27 protein-coding genes are annotated in these 22,300 nt (G+C 59.1%); 9 read left to right on the forward strand and 18 right to left on the reverse strand.

Translation table 11 applies throughout. The features are described 5' to 3' along the window. Window positions 1-69: 69 nt before the first annotated feature. Window positions 70-495: a SufE family protein gene (locus O4G74_RS08395; protein ID WP_419715379.1), complete on the forward strand. Its 426-nt coding sequence runs from the start codon at window positions 70-72 to the stop codon at window positions 493-495. Here O4G74_RS08395 and O4G74_RS08400 read toward each other — a convergent pair. Then, window positions 458-844, reverse strand: coding sequence for a helix-turn-helix domain-containing protein (locus O4G74_RS08400; RefSeq protein WP_269402190.1), 387 nt, complete (start codon window positions 842-844; stop codon window positions 458-460). The genes O4G74_RS08395 and O4G74_RS08400 overlap by 38 nt on opposite strands. 126 nt (window positions 845-970) lie before the next feature. Between O4G74_RS08400 and O4G74_RS08405 the strand changes: the two genes are divergently transcribed. After that, the gene (locus tag O4G74_RS08405; RefSeq protein WP_269402191.1) at window positions 971-1,975 is read left to right on the forward strand and encodes an IS1595 family transposase; all 1,005 of its coding nucleotides are present in this window, start codon (window positions 971-973) and stop codon (window positions 1,973-1,975) included. An 81-nt stretch (window positions 1,976-2,056) separates the two neighbouring features. On the opposite strand, the gene O4G74_RS08410 is transcribed toward O4G74_RS08405, so the two are convergent. Beyond that, window positions 2,057-2,455, reverse strand: a complete 399-nt coding sequence (locus O4G74_RS08410) for a hypothetical protein (protein ID WP_269402192.1) — start codon at window positions 2,453-2,455, stop codon at window positions 2,057-2,059. Window positions 2,456-2,653: 198 nt separating this feature from the next. Here O4G74_RS08410 and O4G74_RS08415 point away from each other — a divergent pair, with 198 nt between their 5' ends. Next, window positions 2,654-3,259 (forward strand): hypothetical protein, encoded by a 606-nt coding sequence (locus O4G74_RS08415; RefSeq protein ID WP_269402193.1) that lies wholly within the window; start codon window positions 2,654-2,656, stop codon window positions 3,257-3,259. 142 nt (window positions 3,260-3,401) lie between these two features. Here the strand turns inward: O4G74_RS08415 and O4G74_RS08420 are convergent, their stop codons facing one another. The 14 genes from O4G74_RS08420 to O4G74_RS08485 all read right to left on the reverse strand — a co-directional run bounded on the left by O4G74_RS08420 (window position 3,402) and on the right by O4G74_RS08485 (window position 14,420). After that, a complete protein-coding gene (locus O4G74_RS08420; RefSeq protein ID WP_269402194.1) occupies window positions 3,402-3,905 on the reverse strand; it encodes a PAS domain-containing protein in 504 nt (167 codons plus the stop codon). Between the two features lie 166 nt (window positions 3,906-4,071). Beyond that, the gene (locus O4G74_RS08425; protein WP_269402195.1) at window positions 4,072-4,485 is read right to left on the reverse strand and encodes a MucR family transcriptional regulator; all 414 of its coding nucleotides are present in this window, start codon (window positions 4,483-4,485) and stop codon (window positions 4,072-4,074) included. 165 nt (window positions 4,486-4,650) lie between these two features. Then, complete coding sequence (locus O4G74_RS08430) at window positions 4,651-6,399, reverse strand: Na(+)/H(+) antiporter subunit D (RefSeq protein ID WP_269402196.1); 1,749 nt, start codon at window positions 6,397-6,399, stop codon at window positions 4,651-4,653. Continuing rightward, window positions 6,396-6,779, reverse strand: coding sequence for a hypothetical protein (locus O4G74_RS08435; RefSeq protein WP_269402197.1), 384 nt, complete (start codon window positions 6,777-6,779; stop codon window positions 6,396-6,398). Before O4G74_RS08435 ends, O4G74_RS08430 begins: the two co-directional genes overlap by 4 nt. Beyond that, window positions 6,776-8,257, reverse strand: coding sequence for a proton-conducting transporter membrane subunit (locus O4G74_RS08440; RefSeq protein ID WP_269402198.1), 1,482 nt, complete (start codon window positions 8,255-8,257; stop codon window positions 6,776-6,778). The genes O4G74_RS08435 and O4G74_RS08440 overlap by 4 nt, the downstream gene beginning before the upstream one ends. Further along, window positions 8,254-9,786: a monovalent cation/H+ antiporter subunit D family protein gene (locus O4G74_RS08445; RefSeq protein WP_419715380.1), complete on the reverse strand. Its 1,533-nt coding sequence runs from the start codon at window positions 9,784-9,786 to the stop codon at window positions 8,254-8,256. The genes O4G74_RS08440 and O4G74_RS08445 overlap by 4 nt, the downstream gene beginning before the upstream one ends. Further along, the gene (locus O4G74_RS08450) at window positions 9,786-10,349 is read right to left on the reverse strand and encodes a cation:proton antiporter subunit C (RefSeq protein ID WP_269402200.1); all 564 of its coding nucleotides are present in this window, start codon (window positions 10,347-10,349) and stop codon (window positions 9,786-9,788) included. The genes O4G74_RS08445 and O4G74_RS08450 overlap by 1 nt, the downstream gene beginning before the upstream one ends. After that, entirely contained in the window at window positions 10,349-10,810 is a 462-nt protein-coding gene (locus O4G74_RS08455) for a Na(+)/H(+) antiporter subunit B (protein ID WP_269402201.1), read from the reverse strand. The genes O4G74_RS08450 and O4G74_RS08455 overlap by 1 nt, the downstream gene beginning before the upstream one ends. Then, window positions 10,810-11,406 carry a DUF4040 domain-containing protein gene (locus O4G74_RS08460; protein ID WP_269402202.1) on the reverse strand — a complete coding sequence of 199 codons (597 nt, stop codon included), beginning with the start codon at window positions 11,404-11,406 and terminating at the stop codon, window positions 10,810-10,812. The genes O4G74_RS08455 and O4G74_RS08460 overlap by 1 nt, the downstream gene beginning before the upstream one ends. Next, a complete protein-coding gene (mnhG, locus tag O4G74_RS08465; protein WP_269402203.1) occupies window positions 11,403-11,765 on the reverse strand; it encodes a monovalent cation/H(+) antiporter subunit G in 363 nt (120 codons plus the stop codon). Before mnhG ends, O4G74_RS08460 begins: the two co-directional genes overlap by 4 nt. Next, on the reverse strand, window positions 11,758-12,072 hold the full coding sequence (locus O4G74_RS08470; RefSeq protein ID WP_269402204.1) for a cation:proton antiporter: 315 nt from the start codon (window positions 12,070-12,072) through the stop codon (window positions 11,758-11,760). Before O4G74_RS08470 ends, mnhG begins: the two co-directional genes overlap by 8 nt. Beyond that, on the reverse strand, window positions 12,069-12,566 hold the full coding sequence (locus tag O4G74_RS08475; RefSeq protein ID WP_269402205.1) for a Na+/H+ antiporter subunit E: 498 nt from the start codon (window positions 12,564-12,566) through the stop codon (window positions 12,069-12,071). The genes O4G74_RS08470 and O4G74_RS08475 overlap by 4 nt, the downstream gene beginning before the upstream one ends. A gap of 85 nt (window positions 12,567-12,651) precedes the next feature. Further along, window positions 12,652-13,863, reverse strand: a complete 1,212-nt coding sequence (locus O4G74_RS08480; protein WP_269402206.1) for a DUF2336 domain-containing protein — start codon at window positions 13,861-13,863, stop codon at window positions 12,652-12,654. 80 nt (window positions 13,864-13,943) lie between these two features. Further along, window positions 13,944-14,420 (reverse strand): hypothetical protein, encoded by a 477-nt coding sequence (locus O4G74_RS08485; protein ID WP_269402207.1) that lies wholly within the window; start codon window positions 14,418-14,420, stop codon window positions 13,944-13,946. A gap of 181 nt (window positions 14,421-14,601) precedes the next feature. Between O4G74_RS08485 and O4G74_RS08490 the strand changes: the two genes are divergently transcribed. Both O4G74_RS08490 and O4G74_RS08495 read left to right on the forward strand, forming a co-directional pair. Then, window positions 14,602-16,038, forward strand: coding sequence for an MFS transporter (locus O4G74_RS08490; protein WP_269402208.1), 1,437 nt, complete (start codon window positions 14,602-14,604; stop codon window positions 16,036-16,038). A 133-nt stretch (window positions 16,039-16,171) separates the two neighbouring features. Next, window positions 16,172-16,720: a hypothetical protein gene (locus tag O4G74_RS08495; RefSeq protein ID WP_269402209.1), complete on the forward strand. Its 549-nt coding sequence runs from the start codon at window positions 16,172-16,174 to the stop codon at window positions 16,718-16,720. Between the two features lie 84 nt (window positions 16,721-16,804). On the opposite strand, the gene O4G74_RS08500 is transcribed toward O4G74_RS08495, so the two are convergent. Next, window positions 16,805-17,725 carry a crotonase/enoyl-CoA hydratase family protein gene (locus tag O4G74_RS08500; protein ID WP_269402210.1) on the reverse strand — a complete coding sequence of 307 codons (921 nt, stop codon included), beginning with the start codon at window positions 17,723-17,725 and terminating at the stop codon, window positions 16,805-16,807. Between the two features lie 186 nt (window positions 17,726-17,911). Between O4G74_RS08500 and O4G74_RS08505 the strand changes: the two genes are divergently transcribed. The 4 genes from O4G74_RS08505 (at window position 17,912) to O4G74_RS08520 (ending at window position 21,858) form a co-directional block, all read left to right on the forward strand. Then, on the forward strand, window positions 17,912-18,631 hold the full coding sequence (locus tag O4G74_RS08505; RefSeq protein ID WP_269402211.1) for a hypothetical protein: 720 nt from the start codon (window positions 17,912-17,914) through the stop codon (window positions 18,629-18,631). A 156-nt stretch (window positions 18,632-18,787) separates the two neighbouring features. Then, complete coding sequence (locus tag O4G74_RS08510) at window positions 18,788-19,705, forward strand: sterol desaturase family protein (RefSeq protein ID WP_269402212.1); 918 nt, start codon at window positions 18,788-18,790, stop codon at window positions 19,703-19,705. A gap of 255 nt (window positions 19,706-19,960) precedes the next feature. Then, window positions 19,961-20,218: a hypothetical protein gene (locus O4G74_RS08515; RefSeq protein WP_269402213.1), complete on the forward strand. Its 258-nt coding sequence runs from the start codon at window positions 19,961-19,963 to the stop codon at window positions 20,216-20,218. Between the two features lie 89 nt (window positions 20,219-20,307). Then, entirely contained in the window at window positions 20,308-21,858 is a 1,551-nt protein-coding gene (locus O4G74_RS08520; protein WP_269402214.1) for an acyl-CoA synthetase, read from the forward strand. Between the two features lie 21 nt (window positions 21,859-21,879). Here O4G74_RS08520 and O4G74_RS08525 read toward each other — a convergent pair whose 3' ends face one another. Beyond that, window positions 21,880-22,233: a DUF4870 family protein gene (locus O4G74_RS08525; protein ID WP_269402215.1), complete on the reverse strand. Its 354-nt coding sequence runs from the start codon at window positions 22,231-22,233 to the stop codon at window positions 21,880-21,882. Window positions 22,234-22,300 lie beyond the last annotated feature (67 nt).

Here is a 22,300-nt window from a genome sequence, read left to right on the forward strand (position 1 = left end):
ATCTCTCGCCCCGACCCTCAGCTGGGGGCCGGGGTTTTCTTTTGCCTGTTTCTGCCCCAAATGAGCGGCATGACAGTTACAGAACGCGCCCAGGATATCTCTGCAGAGTTTGAGTTTCTCGACGATTGGGAGACCCGCTACGCCCACATCATCGATATGGGCAAGGCGAACCCGCCACTCGACGCTAGCGAACGGAGCGAAGACACGCGCGTTCGCGGCTGCGCCTCCCAGGTGTGGATGGTAATTGAGCCTGAGGATAGCGATAATCTGAAGATCCGCGCCGAGTCCGATGCGCTGATTGTTTCCGGCCTGATCGCGATTCTCATCCGGCTCTATTCGGGCGCTAAGGCCACAGAGATTGCAGCCTTCGATGCCATGTCTTTCTTTGACGAAATCGGCGTCAGCGAAGCGCTGTCGGCGCAGCGCTCCAATGGTCTTGCCTCCATGCTGGAACGGATCAAGTCGGTCGCCGGCACCGAAGCGGCCGCTGGCTAAATCCCTTCCCGCCACCTGACTGGCCGACATCCGCAGCCTCGCGCAGCTTGTTCTCCATCAGGTCCAGCCAGGCGTCGATGTCCGGGTCGTCGCGCATATCCTCGATCCTGTGGCAACCATGCGCGACGGTAGAGCGGTCCCGCTCCAACGCTGTTGCGACGCGCGCGAGACTCATCCCCAGCCCGACATGTGAGAGATACATCGCCACCTGCCGGGCACGCACGACGTGATGGTCGCGCGCGGATGCTGACAGGATCGCTTCAGAAGGGATCTGCAGCGCATATCCCGTCAGCCCGACCGCGAGCCGGACGCTGTGCTCGTCATGGAGCCTGTTCTTGGTAGAGTTCATTTCCTACTCCTGTTGTCTCGTGCGTCCCACCTTAAGGTGCGCGAGAGAGGTGTAGGATATTTTTCCTAATTATATACTTGACAAAGCAGGCCCTCTGGCTATCTTGGCAGCCAAGGAGAACAGCCAATGTCTATCGCTCTTACAGACCCGATCTTCACCGACGAAGACGCAGCGCGCGAGCATCTTGAAGCGCAGCGCTGGCCTGACGGCGCGGTGTGCCCACACTGCGGCTGCGTAGGCGAGGATCACGTTACTCCGATCAAGGGTGCCCGTGCGCGTCCATCCAAAGCCCACCCAGAGGGCAAGGAGCGCAAGGGCCTCTATCAATGCAACGGCTGCCGCAAGCAGTTCACCGTGACCGTTAAAACCGTGTTTGAGCGCTCCAAGGTGCCGCTCAACAAGTGGCTGGCCGCTACCTACCTTCTGGCCTCTTCAAAGAAGGGCATGTCTGCCCACCAGCTTCACCGTATGCTTGGCGTTACCTACAAGACCGCTTGGTTCATGTTTCACCGCATCCGCGAAGCCATGAAGGAAGATAACTCCACGTCTGGCCCGCTTGGTGGCGACGGCAAGATTGTCGAAGCTGACGAGACACATATCGGCAAGCGAGACGTGCCTTACGTCTCCCCGCGCCGCATCAAGGAGGGCCGTCCTTTCATCAAGTCAGGTGGCAACCAGAAGCGCCCTGTCGTCGCTCTTGTCGAGCGCGGTGGCCGTGTCCGTTCCTTCCATGTCCGTATCGCCAACAAGGCGCAGGCGCGTGACATTCTGGTCCGCAATGCAGACCGCAAGTCCCGCCTGTTCACTGACGAGTCGCGCCTCTACACCACGACTGGCACCGAGTACGCAGACCACAAGACGGTCAATCACTCCGCTAAGGAATACGCGCGCGGCGAAGTCCACACCAACACGATTGAGAACGTCTTCTCCGTCTTCAAGCGTGGCATGACTGGCGTGTACCAGCATTGCGGCGAAGCCCATCTTCACCGTTACCTCTCAGAGTTCGACTTCCGCTATAACCGTCGCACGAAGCTCGGCATCAATGACGAAGAGCGTCACAACCAGCTCCTCAAGTCAGTGGCAGGCAAGCGCCTGACCTATCGGCGGACTGGTGAAGCCGCGCTCGCCTAAGCAGCTAGCGCGCGCCTTCAAACGTCACCGAAAGCGTAAAAAGTCTCGACAACCGTGACTGCGGTTTGCGCTTATAGGGCCTCACGCAACTTCGAGGCTGCTATGTCGTTCAAACCGCTTCTCGTCTGGATAGAGGCCAAACACTTTGATCGGTTCAGAGAGGTCCTCTCCGAGGACCCTCAGTTCCCCAGTTCCTTCGAAGCGTTCCGCGAGAACTTTGAGCATGAGCGAGCGAAATGCGCGGCGCGTGGCCAAGACGCCGACCATGTCGTCGTAAATCCTGATGAGTTCCTGCGGTTCTGCGAACTCAGTGGCTTGCCACACAACACTATCTCTTTGCAGGGCTGTGCCGTCGCAAAGGACGCAACCCCTAAGAGCGATCGTTAGGCTAGAGGTCCGCGCGCCCTCGTCATAAGCCGCATCATAGGCAAGGTCGGCCACTTCAGCAGCCGCAAGAGAAAGAGCGTCAGCCTTTATCATATCGTGCCTCGCTCCTATTCGGCCCAGTCAGTCTAGCCGCGACGGCGCTTTAGGGGATCGACTGGCCCCATCTTGCGCCGTCGCTCGGACTCGCGCTTAACTTTAGCCTCATCCTTCACGTCCTCTTGCGGCTTTGGCTTCTGATCCATCAGCCGTTTGAGGGTGTCGGTGAATTTTTTGTCATCTCTGGAGTCTGGCATGAGTGATGAAACCGATTCAATCAAAGTCGCATTCGACGAGATGCCGAACGAAGTGTTTTTCCTCATAGGCGTCTTCCTGCGCAACTGCGCCGAGCTTGAGGATATGATTGAGACTAAGCTCTTTTCGCTTCTCAAGCTATCCGAGGATCAGGGGCGAATGCTTCTTGGGGCCGCAACTATCGGCACTAAATTAAATAAGCTGGAATACGCAGCCAAGGCAAAAGATACAGACTTCCACCAGGCATTAAAGCGCCTCAAGCTGGACAGCCTTGATGAGATAATCTCCTGCCGCAACACCTTCGCTCACTCAACATATGTTGGGACCATGGATGGTGAGTTTGCATTCCTTACTGCAAAGCAAATGGCACCTGACAATGGCGTAGGAACAACCAAGATCGAAACGTACTCGCTAGACACCATTAAAGAGAGGGCAAAGGTGTCCGCTGAACTTTGCTTCATTTTTGGGAATGACCCTGAGACTCAAGCGCGGCGCAAAGAACGGAACGAGCTACTTCAGTCGGGGTATAACCTTCGTCGAGTATCGCCCCAGCAAAAGAAAACTCCCCCAGCACAGAAGCGCCGACCTCAATCATCTGGGGAGTAACGCGATACGCTCGCGTTGCTTCGCCCTCTTCATTCCCATCCTTCATAGGTATCCTCCCAGATACCTGACCGCGAATCACTCCGCTTTGTCAGGTATATAATTAGGATATTTTTCCTATTTCAGGAAATCAATCTCTTGTGGATCAGGCAGCTACGGCGCGCGATGCCAATGGATGTAGGGAAAAGACCGGCCGGGACATGCGAGTTTTTTTCCGCCGCAGGATATCGTGGCATAGCACCATGGACGGTGTCTCGTCCGCAGCCGTGTGGCGCAATGGCAGGCGGAGCCAGGCATGATGGCTCTCGCCGAGGTCGACAACGCCCTGGTCCGGCTGGCAGGATTCAGGCCGTGGCAGCCCGCCGCCCATTCGCCAGATCGAGGCATATTCGTCAGGCAACTCATCAATGTGGCAACCGCGCATATCGGCGCCGATCAGGTTTCGAAGCTGCGTTCCCATAAGGCGGAAGGTTGCGCCGCCCTGCCCGTCCAGTTCCAGAATTGAGATACAATGGAGATGCGCGCGAAGGGCACCGGGGTCCATGTCGCTCCGCAAAGGTACGACGCCGCTCTGCCTTCTGGAATTCCAGTAATCGACAATCTCATTTTGAGCATCGATCAGGCTAAAAATATCTGATTGACTCGTCATCGTCAGCCACCCCAAGCGATTCGATAGAATCAGGTGTGTCTGAATTCGATTCGCGCCGCAAGAGTCAATCTAAGAAAAAATTAACCTAGATTGCCAAAGCATTTCATTTCGCAAGCGTAACGATTTTGGATGTCAGTATTCGGTAGACGAACTGAAAAGAACCGGCTTATTTCTTACCGGTACCCAGGCCCATTTTCTTCGCAAGTTGCGAACGTTTGCGAGCATAACTTGGTGCGACCATCGGATAGTCGAAAGGCAGGCCCCATTTCTCGCGGTATTCATCCGGGGTCATGTCATACTTGGCGCGCAGGTGGCGTTTCAGTGATTTGAACTTCTTCCCGTCTTCGAGACAGATAAGGTAGTCGTCAGTGACAGACTTCTTCACAGGGATAGCCGGCTTGGCTTCCGGCACCTGGACGTCTTCAGCGGAGAGGTTGGTCAACGCATCGTGGACATTGCGGATCAGATTGGCGAGGTCACTGCTCTGGACAGGATTGTTGCTGACATAGGCCGCCACAATCTCGGTGGTCAGTTCCAGTGTGTCGACGCCAAGGGCTTTCTTGTCTGTGCCGGTATCCACATTGCTCTCCTTTACGCTCAAGCCCAATCAATTCATCTGAATGGGCTTGGTTCCAAGTACATTTCAATAAGTACAGCGAATTCCAATAGAATACACAAACGGAGATTGCACTGATCTATATCAAGATCAGTGCATAGGGCTTCGTTTCAGTAGTGGCGGGTGATCCTAGCGAATGAAGAACGCGATCAGCAGGGCGAGGCCCAGCAACACCGCTGTCCAGATTGCCATCCCGTTGAAGAGCCCACCAGAAGCCAGCGTCCCCCGCGGGCTGAACGCCGCTTCAAGCCGTGAGAATGTTCGCGCGCTGAGGCCGCCAAACACGCCGCTCATCGCCGGGCCGACCTTGGTCCAGACAAGCCCCGCCCAGGTCGCAAGGCCGTAGCCAGCTTTACGATAGATGATATCGGTATCGATGATGATACCGCGCTTTTCTGGCGGGTAAGCGCCAAGGCGCTGCAGCAGGGCGAAGGCGAAGATAGCCAGCACGAGAAGCTGCATCTGCGTCAGGATATGGTCGCCGGTATAAGGTTCGTAGCGGACCGTATACGGGTCGTTGGCGAATGGCAGGATCGAGTAGAGCCAGTTGAAGCCAAAGCCCGGGAAGAAGGCTGGCAGGCCGACAGCGATACAGATGAACGCGGCAAGCCCCATCGCGACGAGCATGTTGAACGGCGCCTCCTTGGGACGCTTGCCGCTATCATGGCCGAAAAAGGCAAAATACGGGATCTTGATGCCCGAATGCTCCAACACACCAGCTGACGCGAAAAGCAGCATCAGCCACGGGATCAGGAAAGCCCCGCCCGCAACCGCGCTCATGGTCAGAGACTTCGATACAAAGCCGGAGAAGAGCGGGAAGGCCGAAATGGATGCGGCGCCAATCAGACAGAAAACCGTCGTCCACGGCATGGTGCGGAACAGGCCCCCAAGCTCGGTCGCCTTGGCCGTGCCCGTGCGGTAGAGGACTGCGCCCATGCTCATGAAGAGCAGCGACTTGTACATGATGTGGCAGAAGGCATGTGCAGCCGCGCCGTTTAGCGCGAGCGGCGTGCCGACACCGATGGCGCAGACCATGAAGCCGAGCTGGTTGTTCAGCGAGAAAGACAGGACCTTGCGCAGGTCGTTTTCCACCACGGCGAAGAAAACCGGGTAGATCGTCATGATCGCACCAATCCAGACGAGGCTTTGCTCGCCGGCGAAAGTCCGCGCCAGCGCATAGATAGCGAGCTTCGTCGTGAAGGCAGAAAGAATGACGGTGCCAACAACGGTCGCCTTCGGATAGGCATCTGCGATCCAGGTATGAAGGAACGGGAAGCCTGCCTTGATACCAAAGGCGAGGAAGACCAGAAGCACGCCCGGATTACCAAGCTCCAGCGCGCGGATGCTCATGTCGCCCGTATCGAAATAGATCTGCATTGCGCCAAACAGCAGCAGCACGCCCGACAGGATGTGCAGGCCAAGATAGCGCATGCCAGCCTTGTACGCGGCCTGTGTTCCGGACCGGAAGATCAGGAAGACTGAGGTGATGGCGGTCAGTTCCCAGAAGACGAACAGGCTTATGAAGTCGCCGCAGAAGGCCGCAGCCACAGCCGCGCCCATATAGGTAAGCCCCATCGTGTCTTCGAACTGGCTATCTTGGTGAAGCGCGTAGACTGCATTGATGAAAGCCGCGATCAGGAAGGCGAGGCCAAAGATGAAGGAAAGCGAGTCGACCCGGTAAAGCACCATGTCGAAGCCCATCATGGACAGGCTTGCGAGGTCGGTCTCACGAGGGGCAGCAAGCAGCAGAGCGGTCGCGATGACCGGCGCCAGCAGCGCGAGCCCCTGACGAACACGCTGGACCGGAATGACGGCGGCCAGCATGCCCGCAAGGATGAGCACAAGGCCCGGATTGATGGTTGCAAGAAGCCCGTTCATGGATGCGGCTCCGTTCCGGCAGGTTCCTGCTCATCCTCATAATAGTCTTCAGAGCGACGCATGAGGCGGCCAAGCGGCCAACCCGCCAGCACCACAAGCGCAAAGGCCCCGAAGCCCCAGAATGCATTGAAGCCAAGCGTGCCGTCGATGCTGAAGTAAGGGTGGCGAAAATGCTCACCTTCCGGCGCCAGCATTTCGAGCACAGGCTCAATGGCGATCAGCAGGATCGACACGACAAGCAGGCCCCAGAAGATGACCTTCCCGATCCATGGCTTCGTCGTCCAGCCGAACAAGGCACGTGCTGCTGGAACCGTCTGGCTCTCATCGGGCGCGTGTTCTCCGTGATCGCTCAGATGAGGCGGGGTTGCATGATCGCTCATGGCTGGCCTCCAATCGCTGGCAGAAGGAAGTCGTAAAGCTCGCCCATGAAGAAGAACAGCACAAGCGTGCCGACCGCCGTAAAGACGGGCGCGGCAACGGCAAGAGCTGGCGCCCCTTCAGGGCGTTTGTAAGGGGCAGGCTCTGGCGTACCGCGCGGCGGCATCAGGCCAAGGAACGCAATCGGCAACAGATAGGCGATGTTCAGGAGCGAGGAGATGATCAGCACCCAGGCGACGTAGGCGTCACCGCTCTCAGACGCGCCAAGCATCAGGAGGACCTTTGGCCAGCCCCCTGCAAGCGGCGGAAGACCGATGATCGACAGTGACCCGATAAGGAATGCCGTGAAAACGAGCGGCATACGCCGGCCAAGACCGCGCATCTCCGAGATCGCCTTCTTGCCCGTCGCAACATAGATCGCGCCAGCACACATGAAGAGCGTCATCTTGCCGAAGGCGTGGGCCGGGATCTGCAGCGCACCGCCCATCATGCCCGCCTCATTCGCCAGCATTACACCCGCTGTGACATAAGCCAGCTGGCCGACGGTCGAATAGGCGAGCCGGGCCTTGAGGTCGTTCTTGGTGAGGGCGATCAGCGAGGCAACAACAATGGTGAAGCACGCCACGAAGAGGACAAAGTCACGCGCTGGTGTGTCGGCCAAAAGGTCTATGCCGAAAACGTAGATGCCCACCTTGGCCATGGTGAACACGCCAGCCTTCACAACCGCCACGGCGTGCAGCAGCGCAGATACCGGCGTGGGCGCGACCATGGCATTCGGCAACCAGAAATGGACCGGCATTAGCGCCGCCTTACCGATGCCGAACGCGAAGAGGATGAGAAGCGCGCTGGCGATTACCGGCGTCACACCCTCTACCCCGGCGAGCAGGCCGCCCGGTACGAAGTCCATGCTGCCAGCCAGCGTCGCCGTCCAGATGATGGCGACGAGTAGCAGACCGATAGAGGTCGCGAGCAGCGTCATGAGATAGATACGGCCACCGCGGAGCGCATTGGCATCGCCCTTGTGTGCAACCAGCGGGAAGGTCGACAGGGTCAACACTTCGTAGAAAACAAACAAGGTGAAGAGGTTCGAGGCCATGGCAACGCCCATGGCGCCCATCAGCGCAATTGCGAAACACATATAGAAGCGCGTCTGGTGGCGCTCCTTGTTCCCTCGCATATAGCCGATGGAATAGAAGCTGTTCACGATCCAGAGACCGCTGGCCACGAGCGCGAACATCGCGCCAAGCGGCTCCAGCTTGAATGCGAGGTCCAGGCCCGGAACGACCGTGCCAAGAACGTATTCGGCAGGCTCTCCGCCAGTGATAGTCCCAGTCAGCAGACAGGCGACAACAAAGAGTGCGCCGGCGCCAACCAGCGTGACGCCTTCGCGCACATCAGGCAGGCGACCGGTCAGGTAGATACCGGCCATGGTGACAAGCGGCAGGATGAGCGCCGCGAGGATCAGGAATTCACCGCTCATGACGCGCCTCCGATAAAGAGCGCCTCAGCTGCATCCGTTGCAAGGCCATAGACGAAGCCGCCATCGACACCGACCCAGATATTCGCGATCGCAAGAATCCAGAGCGGCACGAGTATGAGAAGTGGGGCTTCGCCATGTTCCTTGTGCGGATTTGCAGGCGCGCGGAAGAAGACCGCTTCGAGGATGCGGCCCATATAGATGACGGCCAGCACGCTGGAGAAGACCACAAGTAGCGCAGCCCACCACCAGCCGCTTTCAAGGAGCGCCGAGACGAGCGCGAACTTGGACTGGAAGCCTGCAGTCAGCGGCACGCCGATCAGCGAGAGACCCGCGATTGCAAAGGCCGTCATCGTCCACGGAGCGCGGCGGCCAAGACCTGCAAAGTCGTGAATGCGCGTGCCCTGATAGGTCAGCACCGCGCCGGCGACGGCCATGAACAGCGCGCCCTTCATCAGCGCGTGGTTGACCAGGTGGAACATGCCGGCAGAGACGCCCGCCGCTGTACCCAGCGAGATGCCGAGCAGCATGTAGCCGACCTGCGCAACCGATGAATAAGCCAGCGTGCGGCGAATGTCGGCCTGAAAGATCGCCTGGAAGGAACAGGCGAGCATCGCCGCAATGCCCATCGGCGCGAGGATCAGGGCAAGACTCATGCCTTCGAAAGCAAAGTCGAGCGAGAAGACGCTGAACAGGAAGCGAACCATTGCATAGATCGCGACCTTGGTCGCGGTTGCGGCAAGGAAGGCCGTTACGAAGCTCGGACTGTAGGAATAGGCGTTTGGCAGCCACTGGTGCAGCGGGAACATTGCCGCTTTCAGGCCAAGACCCACGAGGATGAAAGCAAAGCCGACCTGAACGGCGCGGTTGCCGCCAACATCCTGAAGCTGGACGGCGAGATCCGCCATGTTGAGCGTGCCGGTCGCGGCGTAGAGGAAGCCGACGCCGACCACATAGAAGCTCGCCCCGATCGTGCCCATCAAGAGATAGTTGATCGCTGCCGGAAGCGCGCGCCGGTCACGGCCGGACCCAAGCGCGACCAGCACATAGGTCGCGATGGACGAAAGCTCCAGGAAGACGAAGAGGTTGAAGGCGTCGCCCGTCGCGGCCACGCCGAGCAGGCCCATGAAGCAGACCTGGAACGCGCCAAAGAACATGGCGCGCTTGCCGTCGGCAATCTCCGCCTTGATCGTCGGCCAGCCAAAGATGCTGGTCAGGAAGGCAATCACGCTGACGAGCAGCAGAATGAGCACGTTCAGCGCATCTATGCGGAACTCGATACCATGCGGCGGCGCCCAGCCACCCATGGCGTATGAAATGATCGCGCCGCCCTCAATCGAGCGGACCTGCGCCAGCAGGATCAGCGACAGCAGCGTACAGAGCCCTGTTACGACAACCGTCATGATCCAGGCGACTCGTCCGCCGCCGGGCAGGAATGCCGCAATCGGTCCGGCCAGCATCGGCAGCAGGATGAGCAGCGCGGGTGCGTGCGCTTCAGCGAATGCTGGCGCGATTTGAAGGATCCAGTCCATCATACCGGGTTAGCCTCATCAGCCTGGTCCACAGCGTACTCGGCGCGTGCGACCTCAAGGTCAGTCTCGCGGATCTCGTCGCTTTCGATCGTGCCGTACGCTTCCCTGATGCGAACCACGATGGCGAGACCGACAGCAAGCGTTGCGACACCCACCACAATGGCCGTCAGCATCAGAACGTGCGGAAGCGGGTTGGAATAGACATGCTCAAGTCCATGGCTGGCCGCGCCATGTGCAGCGTCGGCAGCCCCATGAGCGGCATCGGCCGCACCATGCGCTGCATCTGATGCGCCGTGGGCCGCTTCGCTAGCGGCACCATGCGCGCCGGCTGCCTCATCATGACCGCCGCCATGTCCTTTCGCGTCCTTGCCATAAAGGATCGGCGCGGTCCCGCCATCGATACGGCTGAGCGAGATGTAGAAAAGGATGATCGACGTCTGGAAGATCGACAGACCGACCAGCTTCTTGATCAGGTTGGTCGCCGCAAAAAGCGTGTAGAGGCCGATCATCATCAGGCCGATGATCGCCCAGTAATTGCCGCGCTCGAGAACGAATTCCAGCATTACCAGTCCTCGTCCTTGATCTCGGTGACGCGGCCCGCAAACGCGTAGAAAATGGACAGCATCGACCCGGCAACGGCGAACAGCACGCCAACTTCGACAGCGATGATGCCATAGTGCTGCCCCATATGGCCGCCCGGCTCTTCATTGAACAGGACGTCGTAGTCGAGGAAGTTACCGCCCATGACCAACGCCCAGACGCCAACGCCCGCGAAGATAATGAACCCAAGCGCCGCAAGCGATCTTGCAAACACCGGCGGGACCGCGCGCATCGCGGGCGTGATCCCGAAAACCAGTGCGTAGAGCACGACGGCAACGACGATGATGACGCCTGCTTGGAAACCGCCCCCCGGGCTGTAGTCACCATGGAAATGAACATAGAGCGCAAACAGGGCGATGATCGGAATCAGCGGCTTTGCGACAACGCGCAGAATGACGTGATGATCTGAACGCGGGCCGGCCATTATTGCTTGTCCTTCTTGCGGTTGAAGGTCGCCGAGAGAGAGCGCTCGCCGAAACCAAGCAGGAGGATCACAGCAAGCGCCGCAGTAAACACAACGCCCGTCTCACCCAGCGTATCGAATCCACGATAGCTTGCGAGAACGGCGGTCACGATATTCGGAACAGCGATTTCCTTGGGCGTGCGCTCAAGATAATCGGTGCCGACATAGGTATTGGCCGGGCTGTCCGGGTCACCGAAAGCGGGCAGGTCGATCGTCGCATAGACGAGCATCGCGCCCGTCGCCAGGACGACCAGAATCGGGACGATCTGCATGGCGCCTTTTTCAGGCTTGGCCGTACGGGCGGTGAGCAGCATGGCACCAAGCAGAAGTGCGGTAGAGATACCGGCACCAACGGCAGCTTCGGTGAACGCCACGTCGACAGCATCAAGGGCGACAAACCAGGTCGCAGAGATCAGTGAGTAGATGCCCGACAGCATGACGATGGCGAACAGGCTGCGCATACGCGCAATTGCCACGCCAACGACGAAAAGCAGGCCGAGCAGAAGAACGTTGATTAGAGCAATGGCGAGATCTGCGCCAGAATAACCAGCGATCATGCCCCCTCCTCACTATTGTCTGGGCGCTTCAGATCGCGGCCGAGGACAGGCTGAAGCCCTGCCGTATGAGCCGCATTCGCAAGCGCGTGTGAACCGGTCGGACTGGTCAGGAAAATGAACAGCCAGATTGCCGCCAGCTTGAACACGACCAGCCAGCTCGGCGCGAGAATCGCCATCCCCAGAAGGGAAAGCGTGACAGCGCTCGTATCAGTGATACTGGCCGCATGAAGGCGCGTGAAAAAATCGGGAAAACGCAGGACGCCGATCGAGCCGATCAGCGCAAGCAGTGCGCCAATGACACAGAGAATACCGCCGACCCATGGCTTGAGGAAGATGAGGATGCCGAGAAGCTCAGACATTGTCGCCCCCCTGCTCTGTCGGCGTCTTCGTGGCCGGTCTGCGATGCAGCGGCACCTGGAAGGAGCGATACCGGAAGAATTTCAGGATCGCGATCGTCGAGACGAAGTTTATGAGCGCATAAAGCACAGCAATATCAAGCCAGTCCGGGCGACCCAGCACAAAGCCGAGGAAACCGATAAAGAGCACGATCTTGGTCCCGAGCGAGTTGACGGCGAGCACGCGGTCATAGAGCGTTGGCCCCAGTAGCGCGCGGACAAGCGTCAGCCCGATCGCGATGATGATTGCGACAGCAGCGATCTCGGTCATGCGGCCAGCTCCTCCTCACGCTTGCCATCGGCAGCGCGATAGGAACGCAGATCCATCTCGTCAAACGAGTCCGGCGTGGCGTCTTCTTCAAAGAGCGCGTGGATCAGAAGCTTGCCACCCTCAACCTCAACCGTCACCGTTCCCGGCGTCAGCGTGATCGAGTTTGCAAAGATCGTTTTGGCGAGGTCGCTTTCGCAGCGCGTCTTAACCCGCACAAAGGCCGGATTGATGTTCAGATTCGCGCTGACGCACGCCTTGATGACCGGCCAGTTCGCCTTGAAAATCTCGATCATCAGCCAGGCCCAGTAGGACAGGATCGGGATGGAGCGGCCATATGGCGAGCCTTCCCGATCAACAGTTTCGAGGCGCGAAGCCAGAACAACCGAGATGAGAATCGAAATGCCGGCAAGAATGAGCAGTAAAGGCTTGTAGATCCCCGAAAGGCCAAGCCAAAGTGCGGCAAGCACAAAGATCAGGCCTGCAAAATAACCCACGAGTTAGCCGCTCCCTTTACGCCACAAGACAAGTATGGGTCGCTGTTACTCGCTCGGCAGGAGTTTGGCCAGACCCTCTTCCAGTCTATGCGCCGAAAACGAGCTGAGCCGTCCGCCGCGACGTTGAGAAACGGGTTTCATTGGGCGATTCTGTCGCATCTTCAGCAGCAGGGCTAGTACGTGGTGAGTAGGAAGAAGAGAGCGACCAGTTCCAGTAACGCAGCGTTGTCTGCGCCTTGGCCACCGCAAGAAGTTCATAGGTCTCGGACAGATACGCGAACTGTGGGTGAAGCTTTCCGTCATCCAGTTTAAGTGGCCGGCGCAGTGCATGCCACAGGCGCGCCAGGTAAGGCCGTTTCAGCCCTGTCGCCTTGCAAAGCACGGCAAGGCCTTCGCCGCCTGCGTCGCTCAAGATCTTCGCAATCGTCACTGGCTTCACGCCGGCGAGAAACCCGATTTCCTGCGCCAGCTCAGGCGTGAGCCCCTTCTCTGCTGCGACTTCAACGGCGTGCTCCAGGCTATCATAGGGGCTCTTTTCGATGGCTGCGCGGTTTCTCTGGCGCCGCTCGATCAGCTGGAGTGTCTTGCGGGCGACCGGGTCTGACCAGTTTTCCTGGGCGGCCACAGCGAAGACGTCCGAGCAAAGATCCACGAGTTCGAGCCGGTCGGCGGCCTGCCTTTGCAGGATGGTCCGGCGGGTCGCGCCATCCGCCCACCAGAACATCGCCATGGCCTGACTCGGAATAAGCTCCAGACGTTTGATGAGCAACGTCGTCAGGCCTTCGACGGTCCGCGAGTGCTGGACGAGAAGGTCCATACCGCGTTCTGAAATCTCCGCGCCGCGATTCTGCAGAAGCGCCTTGAGGACCGCCGGTTCCTCGCGCTGGCAGAGCGCTTCGGCGACACAAGGATCGATGCGTTTGCGCTGCGCGATCAAAAGTCTGTGATCGAGCGAGGTTTCGTCTGCGATGGTGGCCAGGTCGGCCGCGTCGAAACCCTCATTCACCTCGAGAATCGGACGCGCGACCTCAAGATCGGACATGGCGAGGTAACGCATCAGGCGTCGCGGCGCTTCCTTGTTGACCTGTAGACGCTCTGCGCAGAACCGACGATCATCAGGCGACGCGTGGAACAACATTTCCAGAAGGATATCGCCGCCCATTGATCGGTCCTGCGGTGCAACCGCTGTGGCCGGCAGCGCCACGAAGTCGATAAGCCGCCGTAGCAGCAGCCGTCTGGCGCGCCCACTGGTTGCACCTTCAGGCTTGCTCGGTTCGCCTTCTGAGATCTTTTCCAATGCTGACATTGCGGCCTGTTCGCTCAGTGTCGTTCAAGCCCTCAGAGTGCCAGCCTCAGGTTAACAGCGCGTTTGACGTTTCAGACGTCTTCGATCTCCGGCGCCTTGCGCACGGGATGGGAAAAGAAAAGCAGTATGGAGACAGCGAGCATCGCAACCGAGAGCATGAACACCCGGCCGAAATCGGTACCGCTTTCGAAGACAGCCGTAGATGCGGGAAGTTCGCGGCCAAGTATGTCCGGCATGAGATGTACTGTCACTGCACCCATCATGAGGAGCGCCGATAGTGCCGCGCCAAACCGCCTAGAAGCCGGAATCAGCAGGAAGACGCAAAGCAGAAGCTCAAACACTGCCACAACAACGCGGCCCGTTGGCTCCAGAAGCTCGATCCCGGTCTTGTCCGCCATGGTCTGGAAAATGACATTGCCCCCCGGTCGGTCGAACAGCTTTACAAAGCCTTCGGGCGGATCTGGCAGCGGATGAAGGGTCGCGTTGACGTAGACGAAGATCAGGAAAACCGCGAACAGCCAGCTGAGGAGCAGGCGCAAGGCAAACATCGGATTCTCCCGGAGGGTAACGTTAGTGGCAGAGCATAGACCGCCTGTGCCTTACCTCAATGAGAGACATGATGTGAGGCGACTTTGTGACTGCGAATGCAGCCAGTAGGGGAAAATCGCTTTTCTGAAGGGCCGCAGACAGTAAGGTCGCCCCTTCGCCGACAGGGAAACGGTATCACGTATGAATGAAGACGAGCGCCAGCTGGAAAGCCGCGGCGAAGACCGCACCGGCCAGGTGAAGTCGCCGGTCAGCGGCCTGGATAGCGCCACAACGGCGGGCGCCTCGGTCGAGTTCACAGCGCGCAGCCTGTTCACACGGCGTACCCATCGGCGCGTCAGATCAGAGCTTCCAGCCTATCTGTTGATCCAGTGCAGCTGGTTCACCGCGTTCGGCCTTCAGATGGTGCTGTTCCCTTACCTCATTACCAACCGGCTTGGTCTTGATGGCACGGAGCTTGGCCTCGCCAACATGGCGCTGTCAGGCCCCTCGGTCATCTTCCTTCTGCTTGGCGGTGTCATTGCCGAACGTGCGTCGGGCAAGTCGTTGCTCATGCTGCTTCACCTCATGGCAGCAGTGCCCGCAGCCATCCTCGCTTTCGTCCTTGCGACCGGCAATCTCGCCTATGGCTATATGATCATCTATGGCGTCGCGATGGGAACGGTGGGCGCGTTCATGATGCCTGCGCGCGATTCCATCATCAATGAGGTCGTCGACCGGCGTGCCCGCGTTGGGTCTGACGTCACCCTTCAACAGGGCGTCGCCTTTGCGACGATCGCACAGTTCGCCGCCCAGATTTGCGGCCTGATCATCGGCGGCTATGCCGACAAACTGACCCGTATGCCGGACTGGCTGGGCGGCTTCTCAGTTGGTCCCATACCCAGCTGGGAGCTTCTTGCCTTTCAGGCCATCATTGTCGGTCTCGGAGCAGGGTTCGCGCTGTTCCTCGCCCATGGCCGCCGAGTGAAGACCGGCCGCTCTGGCCTCGGCGCCGCTTTCGGCGACATCAAGGAAGGCTTTCAGGTTGTCAGTGCTGACGGAAAGCTCTGGGCGATGACCGTGCTCATGTTCGGGGTCGGCATCTTTGTTATCGGCTCCTTTCTCGTCGTCTTGCCGATTATCAACCGCGATATTTACGGACTTTCATCGGATGGCATTCGGGACATGTTTGTCACCTTCTGGCTAGGTGCCTTTGTTTCTTCAGTGACGCTCTCTCTCTTCAGGCACATCAGGCGGCAGGGACGCCTCCTCCTGACCGCGCAGCTTCTCGGCTCGCTTGCTATTCTCATCATGCTGGCAAAGCCGCCGCACTATGTCTTCCTTGGCATTGTCTTCGCCTGGGGCCTTGCCGCTGGCGTCTCCATCGCGATGAGCCGCTCTATCGTTCAGGACGCCGCGCCGAAGAACCATCTCTCCCGCGTTCTCTCCATCTACCAGCTCGGCTTCATGGCCGGAGCCCCGTTTGGCGCCGCCCTCATGGGCTGGCTGATCGATTTCTTCCCGGAACAGCCCCAGCGTGTTGCGGTGGTTCCGGCGCTTGGCATGACCATCCTGATCGCCTGGATGGTCATCCGCACCCCCATCTGGAACATGAAGCATAAACCCGCCGCCGAGGGGTGAGGACGAAAAAAGACTACGGGGCCATCTGACCATAATTTAATGCGGTCCGAGAGACGGAAACGGCCTTGCCGTCCGTCCAAGCCTGCGCCGACCGGCCTGAAAGCGCCGGCAGGCAAGCTTGAAAGGATTTCAGATGAGCTCTCCCTCCCCCCGGCAGGCAGCTGGGTGCATTGCAGTGTGCACCTTGTTCCTGCTCTCCGCCTGCGCATCCCACCCCGACGGCCGTGGCGGTCGCCCAGAAGGCCCGGGCCCGCGCCAGATCTCTGGCCCGGTTGCGTCGCCTGCTGCGCTGCTCTTCACCGGATTAGACGACAATGGGGACATGATCGTCAGCGAAGCCGAGTTGCATGCCGGCCTGGATAGCGCCTGGCCGACTTTTGCTGATGGTGAGCATTCTACATCGACGCTATCGCTGGATAACTGGCTGGAACGCGCGCTTGGTTCTTCAGATTCGGAGCTCTCTCCGATTGCCTTTGACAGCAATATCGACGGCGTCATTTCGCGCCGCGAATTCGACGGCCGCTTTGCCGCTGTTTTTGAACGGCTGGATAAGGACGGGAATGGTGAGCTCACGCGCGCGGAGCTTCTGTTCACGCCGGCACGCGCCCGTCGGCAGAATGTGAGCCAGTCTGGAGGTCGTGGCCGTGAGGACAGGCCGCGTGGACGGCCCCAGCGGCAATAAACAACATTCCGCAATCGGAGAACGGGAAACAGAACCGGACGGGCCGCTGACGCGCGGTCCGTCCGGATCATGAATGAAAAGCGATCAGCCGCCCTTCTTGGAAATCCATTTGAAGGACGGATCCTTCCACCATGGGAAGAAGGTAGGCATGTCCTTGGAGACAGAGCCTTCATACTTTGCGGGGCGCTTTTCGAGGAAGCTCATCACGCCTTCCTTCGCGTCGGCAGACTGTCCGCGCTCATAGATGGAGGCCGAATCGACGATGTGAGCGTCCATCGGATGCTCTGCGCCCAGCATGCGCCACATCATGTGACGGGTAACCGCGTTGGAGACCGGCGCTGTGTTGTCAGCGATCTCTCGGGCGAGTTCCCTGGCGCGGGACATGAGGTCGGCCTGCGGCACGACCTCTGAAACAAGACCACCAGCGAGCGCTTCGGAGGCCGGGAAGACGCGGCCGGTATAGCACCATTCCAGCGCCTTGGAGATACCGACGAGCCGCGGGAGGAACCAGCTGGAGGCTGCTTCCGGGTTGATGCCGCGCTTGTTGAAGACGAAGCCGAAGCGGGCATTGTCCGACGCGATCCGGATATCCATTGGCAGCTGCATCGTCACACCGATACCGACGGCCGCGCCATTGATGGCGCCGATGACAGGCTTCAGGCTTTCAAAGATGCGCAGGGTGACACGGCCGCCGCCATCGCGCTGGATGTCTTCTTTATTGGTACGGCCTGCTTCGCCAGAGTCAGCGCGGGCATCATAGTCGAAGGTCTTTGCGCCCTCGGAAAGATCGGCGCCGGCGCAGAAGGCACGTTCGCCAGAACCGGTGACGATGACGGCCTTGATGTCATCATCCTTGTCGGTCTCGTCGAAGGCGGCGATCATTTCCTGCATCATCTTGCCGGTGAAGGCATTCATCTTGTCAGGGCGATGCAGGGTCAGCACCGCGATGCCGTCTTCCTTCTCCAGTTTGATCTGTTCGAATTCCTTGATCACGGTCGCGCTCATCGGACGTGTCTCCCTTGTTGGCTATTGTTTCGGCCGCCAGTGAGGCGAGGTTCCCCCGCGTTCGTCAAGCGCGATTTCAATGATGTGCCCTGGCGAAACCCTTGGGCATCTACTTGCGCCACTGAGCCCCATATGCTCCACAAGAGTGCGCAAAACTGTTCGATAACAGGGCGATGGGGGACGTTAATGATGCGGTTTATTTTATTGTTCATGGCGGTGACCGGACTGGCGGCAACGAGTTCGGCGCAGACAGTCTGGGGAATTGAAGCCTATAGCGATGTGTGCCGGGTCGTTCTGATTGAAGATGATAACCGGATCGGGCAGGGCATCATTGATCATCTTGATGAAGGCTGCCGTGTCGGACCATTTGAGCGATATGCTGTGGGCGATCGTGGAGAAGTTCGTTTCCTCAGTGCAAGCGGGGACATCCTGATGTCGGTCATGCCCGACGGCCCCGGCTATGAAGGGTATGTCGGCGATGGCGAGCCGGTTACGATGAGCGTCATGAGCAGCGAAGCTGCCAGACGCTATCCTGCCCCAGAGAGGCCACGTCCCCTGGCAAGGCCACATCGCGCACCGGCGGGCGTCAGCGAACCCGCCGCTGCAGCCTGCGTACGCTATTACGACACCGGACAATGCGCGCAAGATCACGATCTTGGCTTGCCGGGCAGCCGGTTCGATCTTTTGCCCGTCGAGACCCGCGCGCGAATGAACAAGCGCTTCATGGCGAGCCTCAACTCCTCGATCGAGGGTCAGATCGATGCTGGCGTCTGTGTTGAAGTGCGCAACTGTACCGAACGTATGATCGACGACGAGATCTGGTGCGAGATCGACCATGATGGCGACTGGTCCTGGATCCTGAAGCAGGATGCGCAATTCGTTTACGCTGGCGCCGGTTGTGGCTGAGCCCTTCGGGTCACTCTCATTGATCTGTGCACGGCGGGACGATCTGGCACTGCTGGCTGATCTGGACTTCAGTCCGGAGCCGGGCAAGGTTTGAGCAAATCGATGCGTCCAACACCTTTGGAGAAGGTTGGGCGTCTCATCATCCGAGCTTGAGCCATGCCCGAATTTCCCTCCCCGACTACACTTGCAGCGCCTGCCTTCGTGCTGGCGGTTATCTGGGAATGGTGGGCGGTAAAGTCTGGCCGCGCGGGCGGACGCTATGAGACGAAAGATGCGTTTGCCTCCTTGGCGATGGGGACCGGCAACCTCGTCGTGAACACGATAACCGGTGCCATCGCCCTCTGGATGATGATGCTGGCCTGGCCTTTCCGGCTTGTCGAAATCCCGGTGACCTGGTGGAGCTTCGCCCTCCTCTTCGTGGCCTATGACTTCGTCTATTACTGGAAGCACCGCCTTGCCCACCGCATGCGCTGGTTCTGGATGGAGCATGTCACCCATCATTCCTCGACCCATTACAATCTGACGACGGCGCTGCGCCAGCCATGGTTCGGCCCGTTTACCGGGCTTATCCTTCTTGGCCTGCCGCTGGTCCTCATTGGCTTCCACCCGCTTTTCATCTTCTTTGCTGGCGGACTGAACCTCCTCTACCAGTTCTGGATCCACACCGAATCCATTGGCCGGATGCCGCGCTGGTTCGAGGCGGTGATGAATACCCCCTCTCATCACCGGGTCCATCACGCGACCAATCCTCGCTATCTCGATGCCAATTATGCGGGCGTCTTCATCGTCTGGGACAAGATGTTCGGCAGCTTTGTAGAAGAGCGAGAAGACGACCGACCGAATTATGGCATCGTGAAACCGCTCGGCAGCTATAATCCTGTGCGCATCGCCTTTCATGAGTTTGGCGGACTGTTGAGCGATTGCAGGCGCGACGGCTTCAGGCCTGACCGCTGGGTTCGCAGGGCATTCAATCCCCCGGGCTGGAGCCCTGACGGCCAGCACAATCGAAGCGAAGACATTCGGGCCGCCTGGGCAGAGGCGCAGCAGTCGCGGCCGCAGGCCCTGAAAGACTGACGGCAAAACGGACCGGTTTTTCAGAAAGCCTTGCGGCTAGCCGCTATCAAAGGCGAATGGCACGCGCGCGTCTGATCGCGAAAGCGCAGATATCACAACCCTGGAGATGAAGCAGGCAGGTCGAAAGCGCTTCACGCATGTATCTGGCTTAAGGGCCACCGATAAGGAGAGCCAGGGCTGGTACGGGGTATGCCCCCTCCAAACAGCTCTAACGGGCGCAGCATCTTCGTAAACATCAACGATAATGAGCCGCCCATGACGCGAAACTGCGAGAGCAACATGACCGCGCATGTCGTCCGGCAGGTCTGCGCGCCACCTCAGATAAACCGCAACATCATGCAGGAAGACCGGCCAGAGCCAGACCGGCAGCAAGCTGAGCGTGCGAAGGATGAAGGCGCGGTTCATGGCGAAGATTGGACCACGGCCCGGCTGCTGTCGGACGGATTTATTCTGTCCATGAAAACAGTGCGGAAGGAGGGCCGGGTTTCCGCTACGTTGGGCATGGACGCATGAGGCCCGCTTGATAGAAACCTCATCAACGACACGACGCCCGACAGTGATGGCCAGAGGCGCGCCCATACGCACGAGGAGAGGACCCCCGCATGCACCCTTTTCATTTCGCCAAGTCGAAGCCGAACCATCCCGCCTATATCATGGGAAGCTCCGGTGAGACCGTTACCTTCAAGCAGCTGGACGAACGCTCGAACCAGATCGCCCACCTGCTTCGCGAACACGGTATCAATCCGGGTGATACGATCGCCATCTTCGCCGAGAACAGCGCCCGTTATTTTGAGATTGCCTGGGCCGCACAGCGTGCAGGTCTCTACTATGTGTGCATTTCTTCGCGCCTGACGGCGCCGGAAGTTCAGTATATCGTCGAGGATTCAGGCTCGAAGGTGCTGATCGCATCGGCGAGCCTCAGCTCCGTCGCGGCAGAAGTCACCGCGATTACAGAGCTTGAAGCCTACTGGTCCATCGATGGCGAGATCGTGACCTATCAGAAGCTCGAGGACCTTGTCGCAAAGAAGCCGACCACGCCCATCGCTGATGAGATGATGGGCACGGACATGCTCTATTCGTCTGGCACGACGGGACGTCCGAAAGGTATCCGGCCGGCGCTCGAACTGGGTATGCCGATTGATGAGCCGAGCGTGCTCGTCCAGCTCGCCCAGCTTCTGGCCAAGGCGCAGGGCGACGACATGGTCTACCTGTCGCCGGCCCCGCTTTACCATGCGGCCCCGCTGCGCTGGTGCATGTCCTTCACGCGCATGGGCGCGACGCTGGTCATCATGGAAAAGTTCGACCCGGAAAAGTATCTGGAGCTGGTCGAGAAGTACAAGGTCACGCACACCCAGCTGGTGCCGACCATGTTCGTCAAGATGCTGAAGCTGCCCGAAGAGGTCCGCACCAAGTATGATGTCTCCTCACTGCGCGCCGCCATTCACGCGGCAGCCCCCTGCCCTGTGCCGGTCAAGGAGCAGATGATCGAATGGTGGGGTCCTGTGATCGAGGAGTATTATGCCGGGTCCGAAGGCAATGGCATGACCTGGATCAATTCGGAGCAATGGCTCCAGCACAAGGGCTCGGTCGGCCTGCCGGTCATGGGCGAGCTTCATATCTGCGACGAAGAAGGCAATGAACTGCCCGTCGGCGAAGCTGGGACCATCTATTATAGCGGCACGACCCCGCCGAACTATCACAATGACCCGGAGAAGACGAAGGGCGCGCTGAACCCTAAGCATGCTGACTGGTCGACGCTGGGCGATGTTGGCCGGCTCGACAAGGACGGGTTCCTCTATCTCACTGACCGCAAGGCGTTCATGATCATTTCGGGCGGCGTGAACATCTATCCGCAGGAAGCCGAAAATGTGCTGATCACGCACCCGAAAGTGGCGGATGTCGCCGTCATCGGTGTGCCGAATGACGAGTTTGGCGAAGAAGTGAAGGCGGTTGTCCAGCCTGCCGAGGGCATACCAGCCGATGAGGCGCTGAAGGAAGAGCTGCTTGAGTTCTGCCGCTCGCAACTCGCAAAGATCAAATGCCCGAAAACGGTCGATTTCGACCCGGCCCTACCGCGTCACCCGACCGGCAAGCTCTACAAGCGTCTCGTTCGCGACCGCTATTGGGGCAAGAGCGATTCCACTATCGTGTAAGCGCGGTGCAGCTGGGGTGTTCTAGATGCCCCAGCTTGCGGGATCGTTGATCGGCTGTTCCGCCAGAAGGGCCTGCATCCCTTTGACGACGCGGATGACATACCAGACAATTGCGGCAAGAATGATCAACACGCCCACGATGATGAGCGTGAGCACGGCGCCAACCACCATGAAGAGCAGCATCTTCCAGAAGATGTTGATCTGGTTTTCATAGTGCGAGCGCACCAGCGGCGACGCGCTATCCTTGCCGATATAGGCCATGATGACGCCAACCAGCGCCGACACGCCGATCAGGAAGCTGCAGAGATAGAGAATATAGACCAGGTTGGCATTGCCCTTCTGGCCCGGATCTACGGTAACGACGGGGTCGGACATGGCGAATTAGCCTCCTGGCTGATTGGCGCACCAAAATGGCACGATCAGAGAAGTGCCCCCGGCCTGC

It is taken from the genome of Henriciella marina (genome assembly GCF_027213945.1).
Classification (GTDB): Bacteria; Pseudomonadota; Alphaproteobacteria; order Caulobacterales; family Hyphomonadaceae; genus Henriciella; species Henriciella marina_A.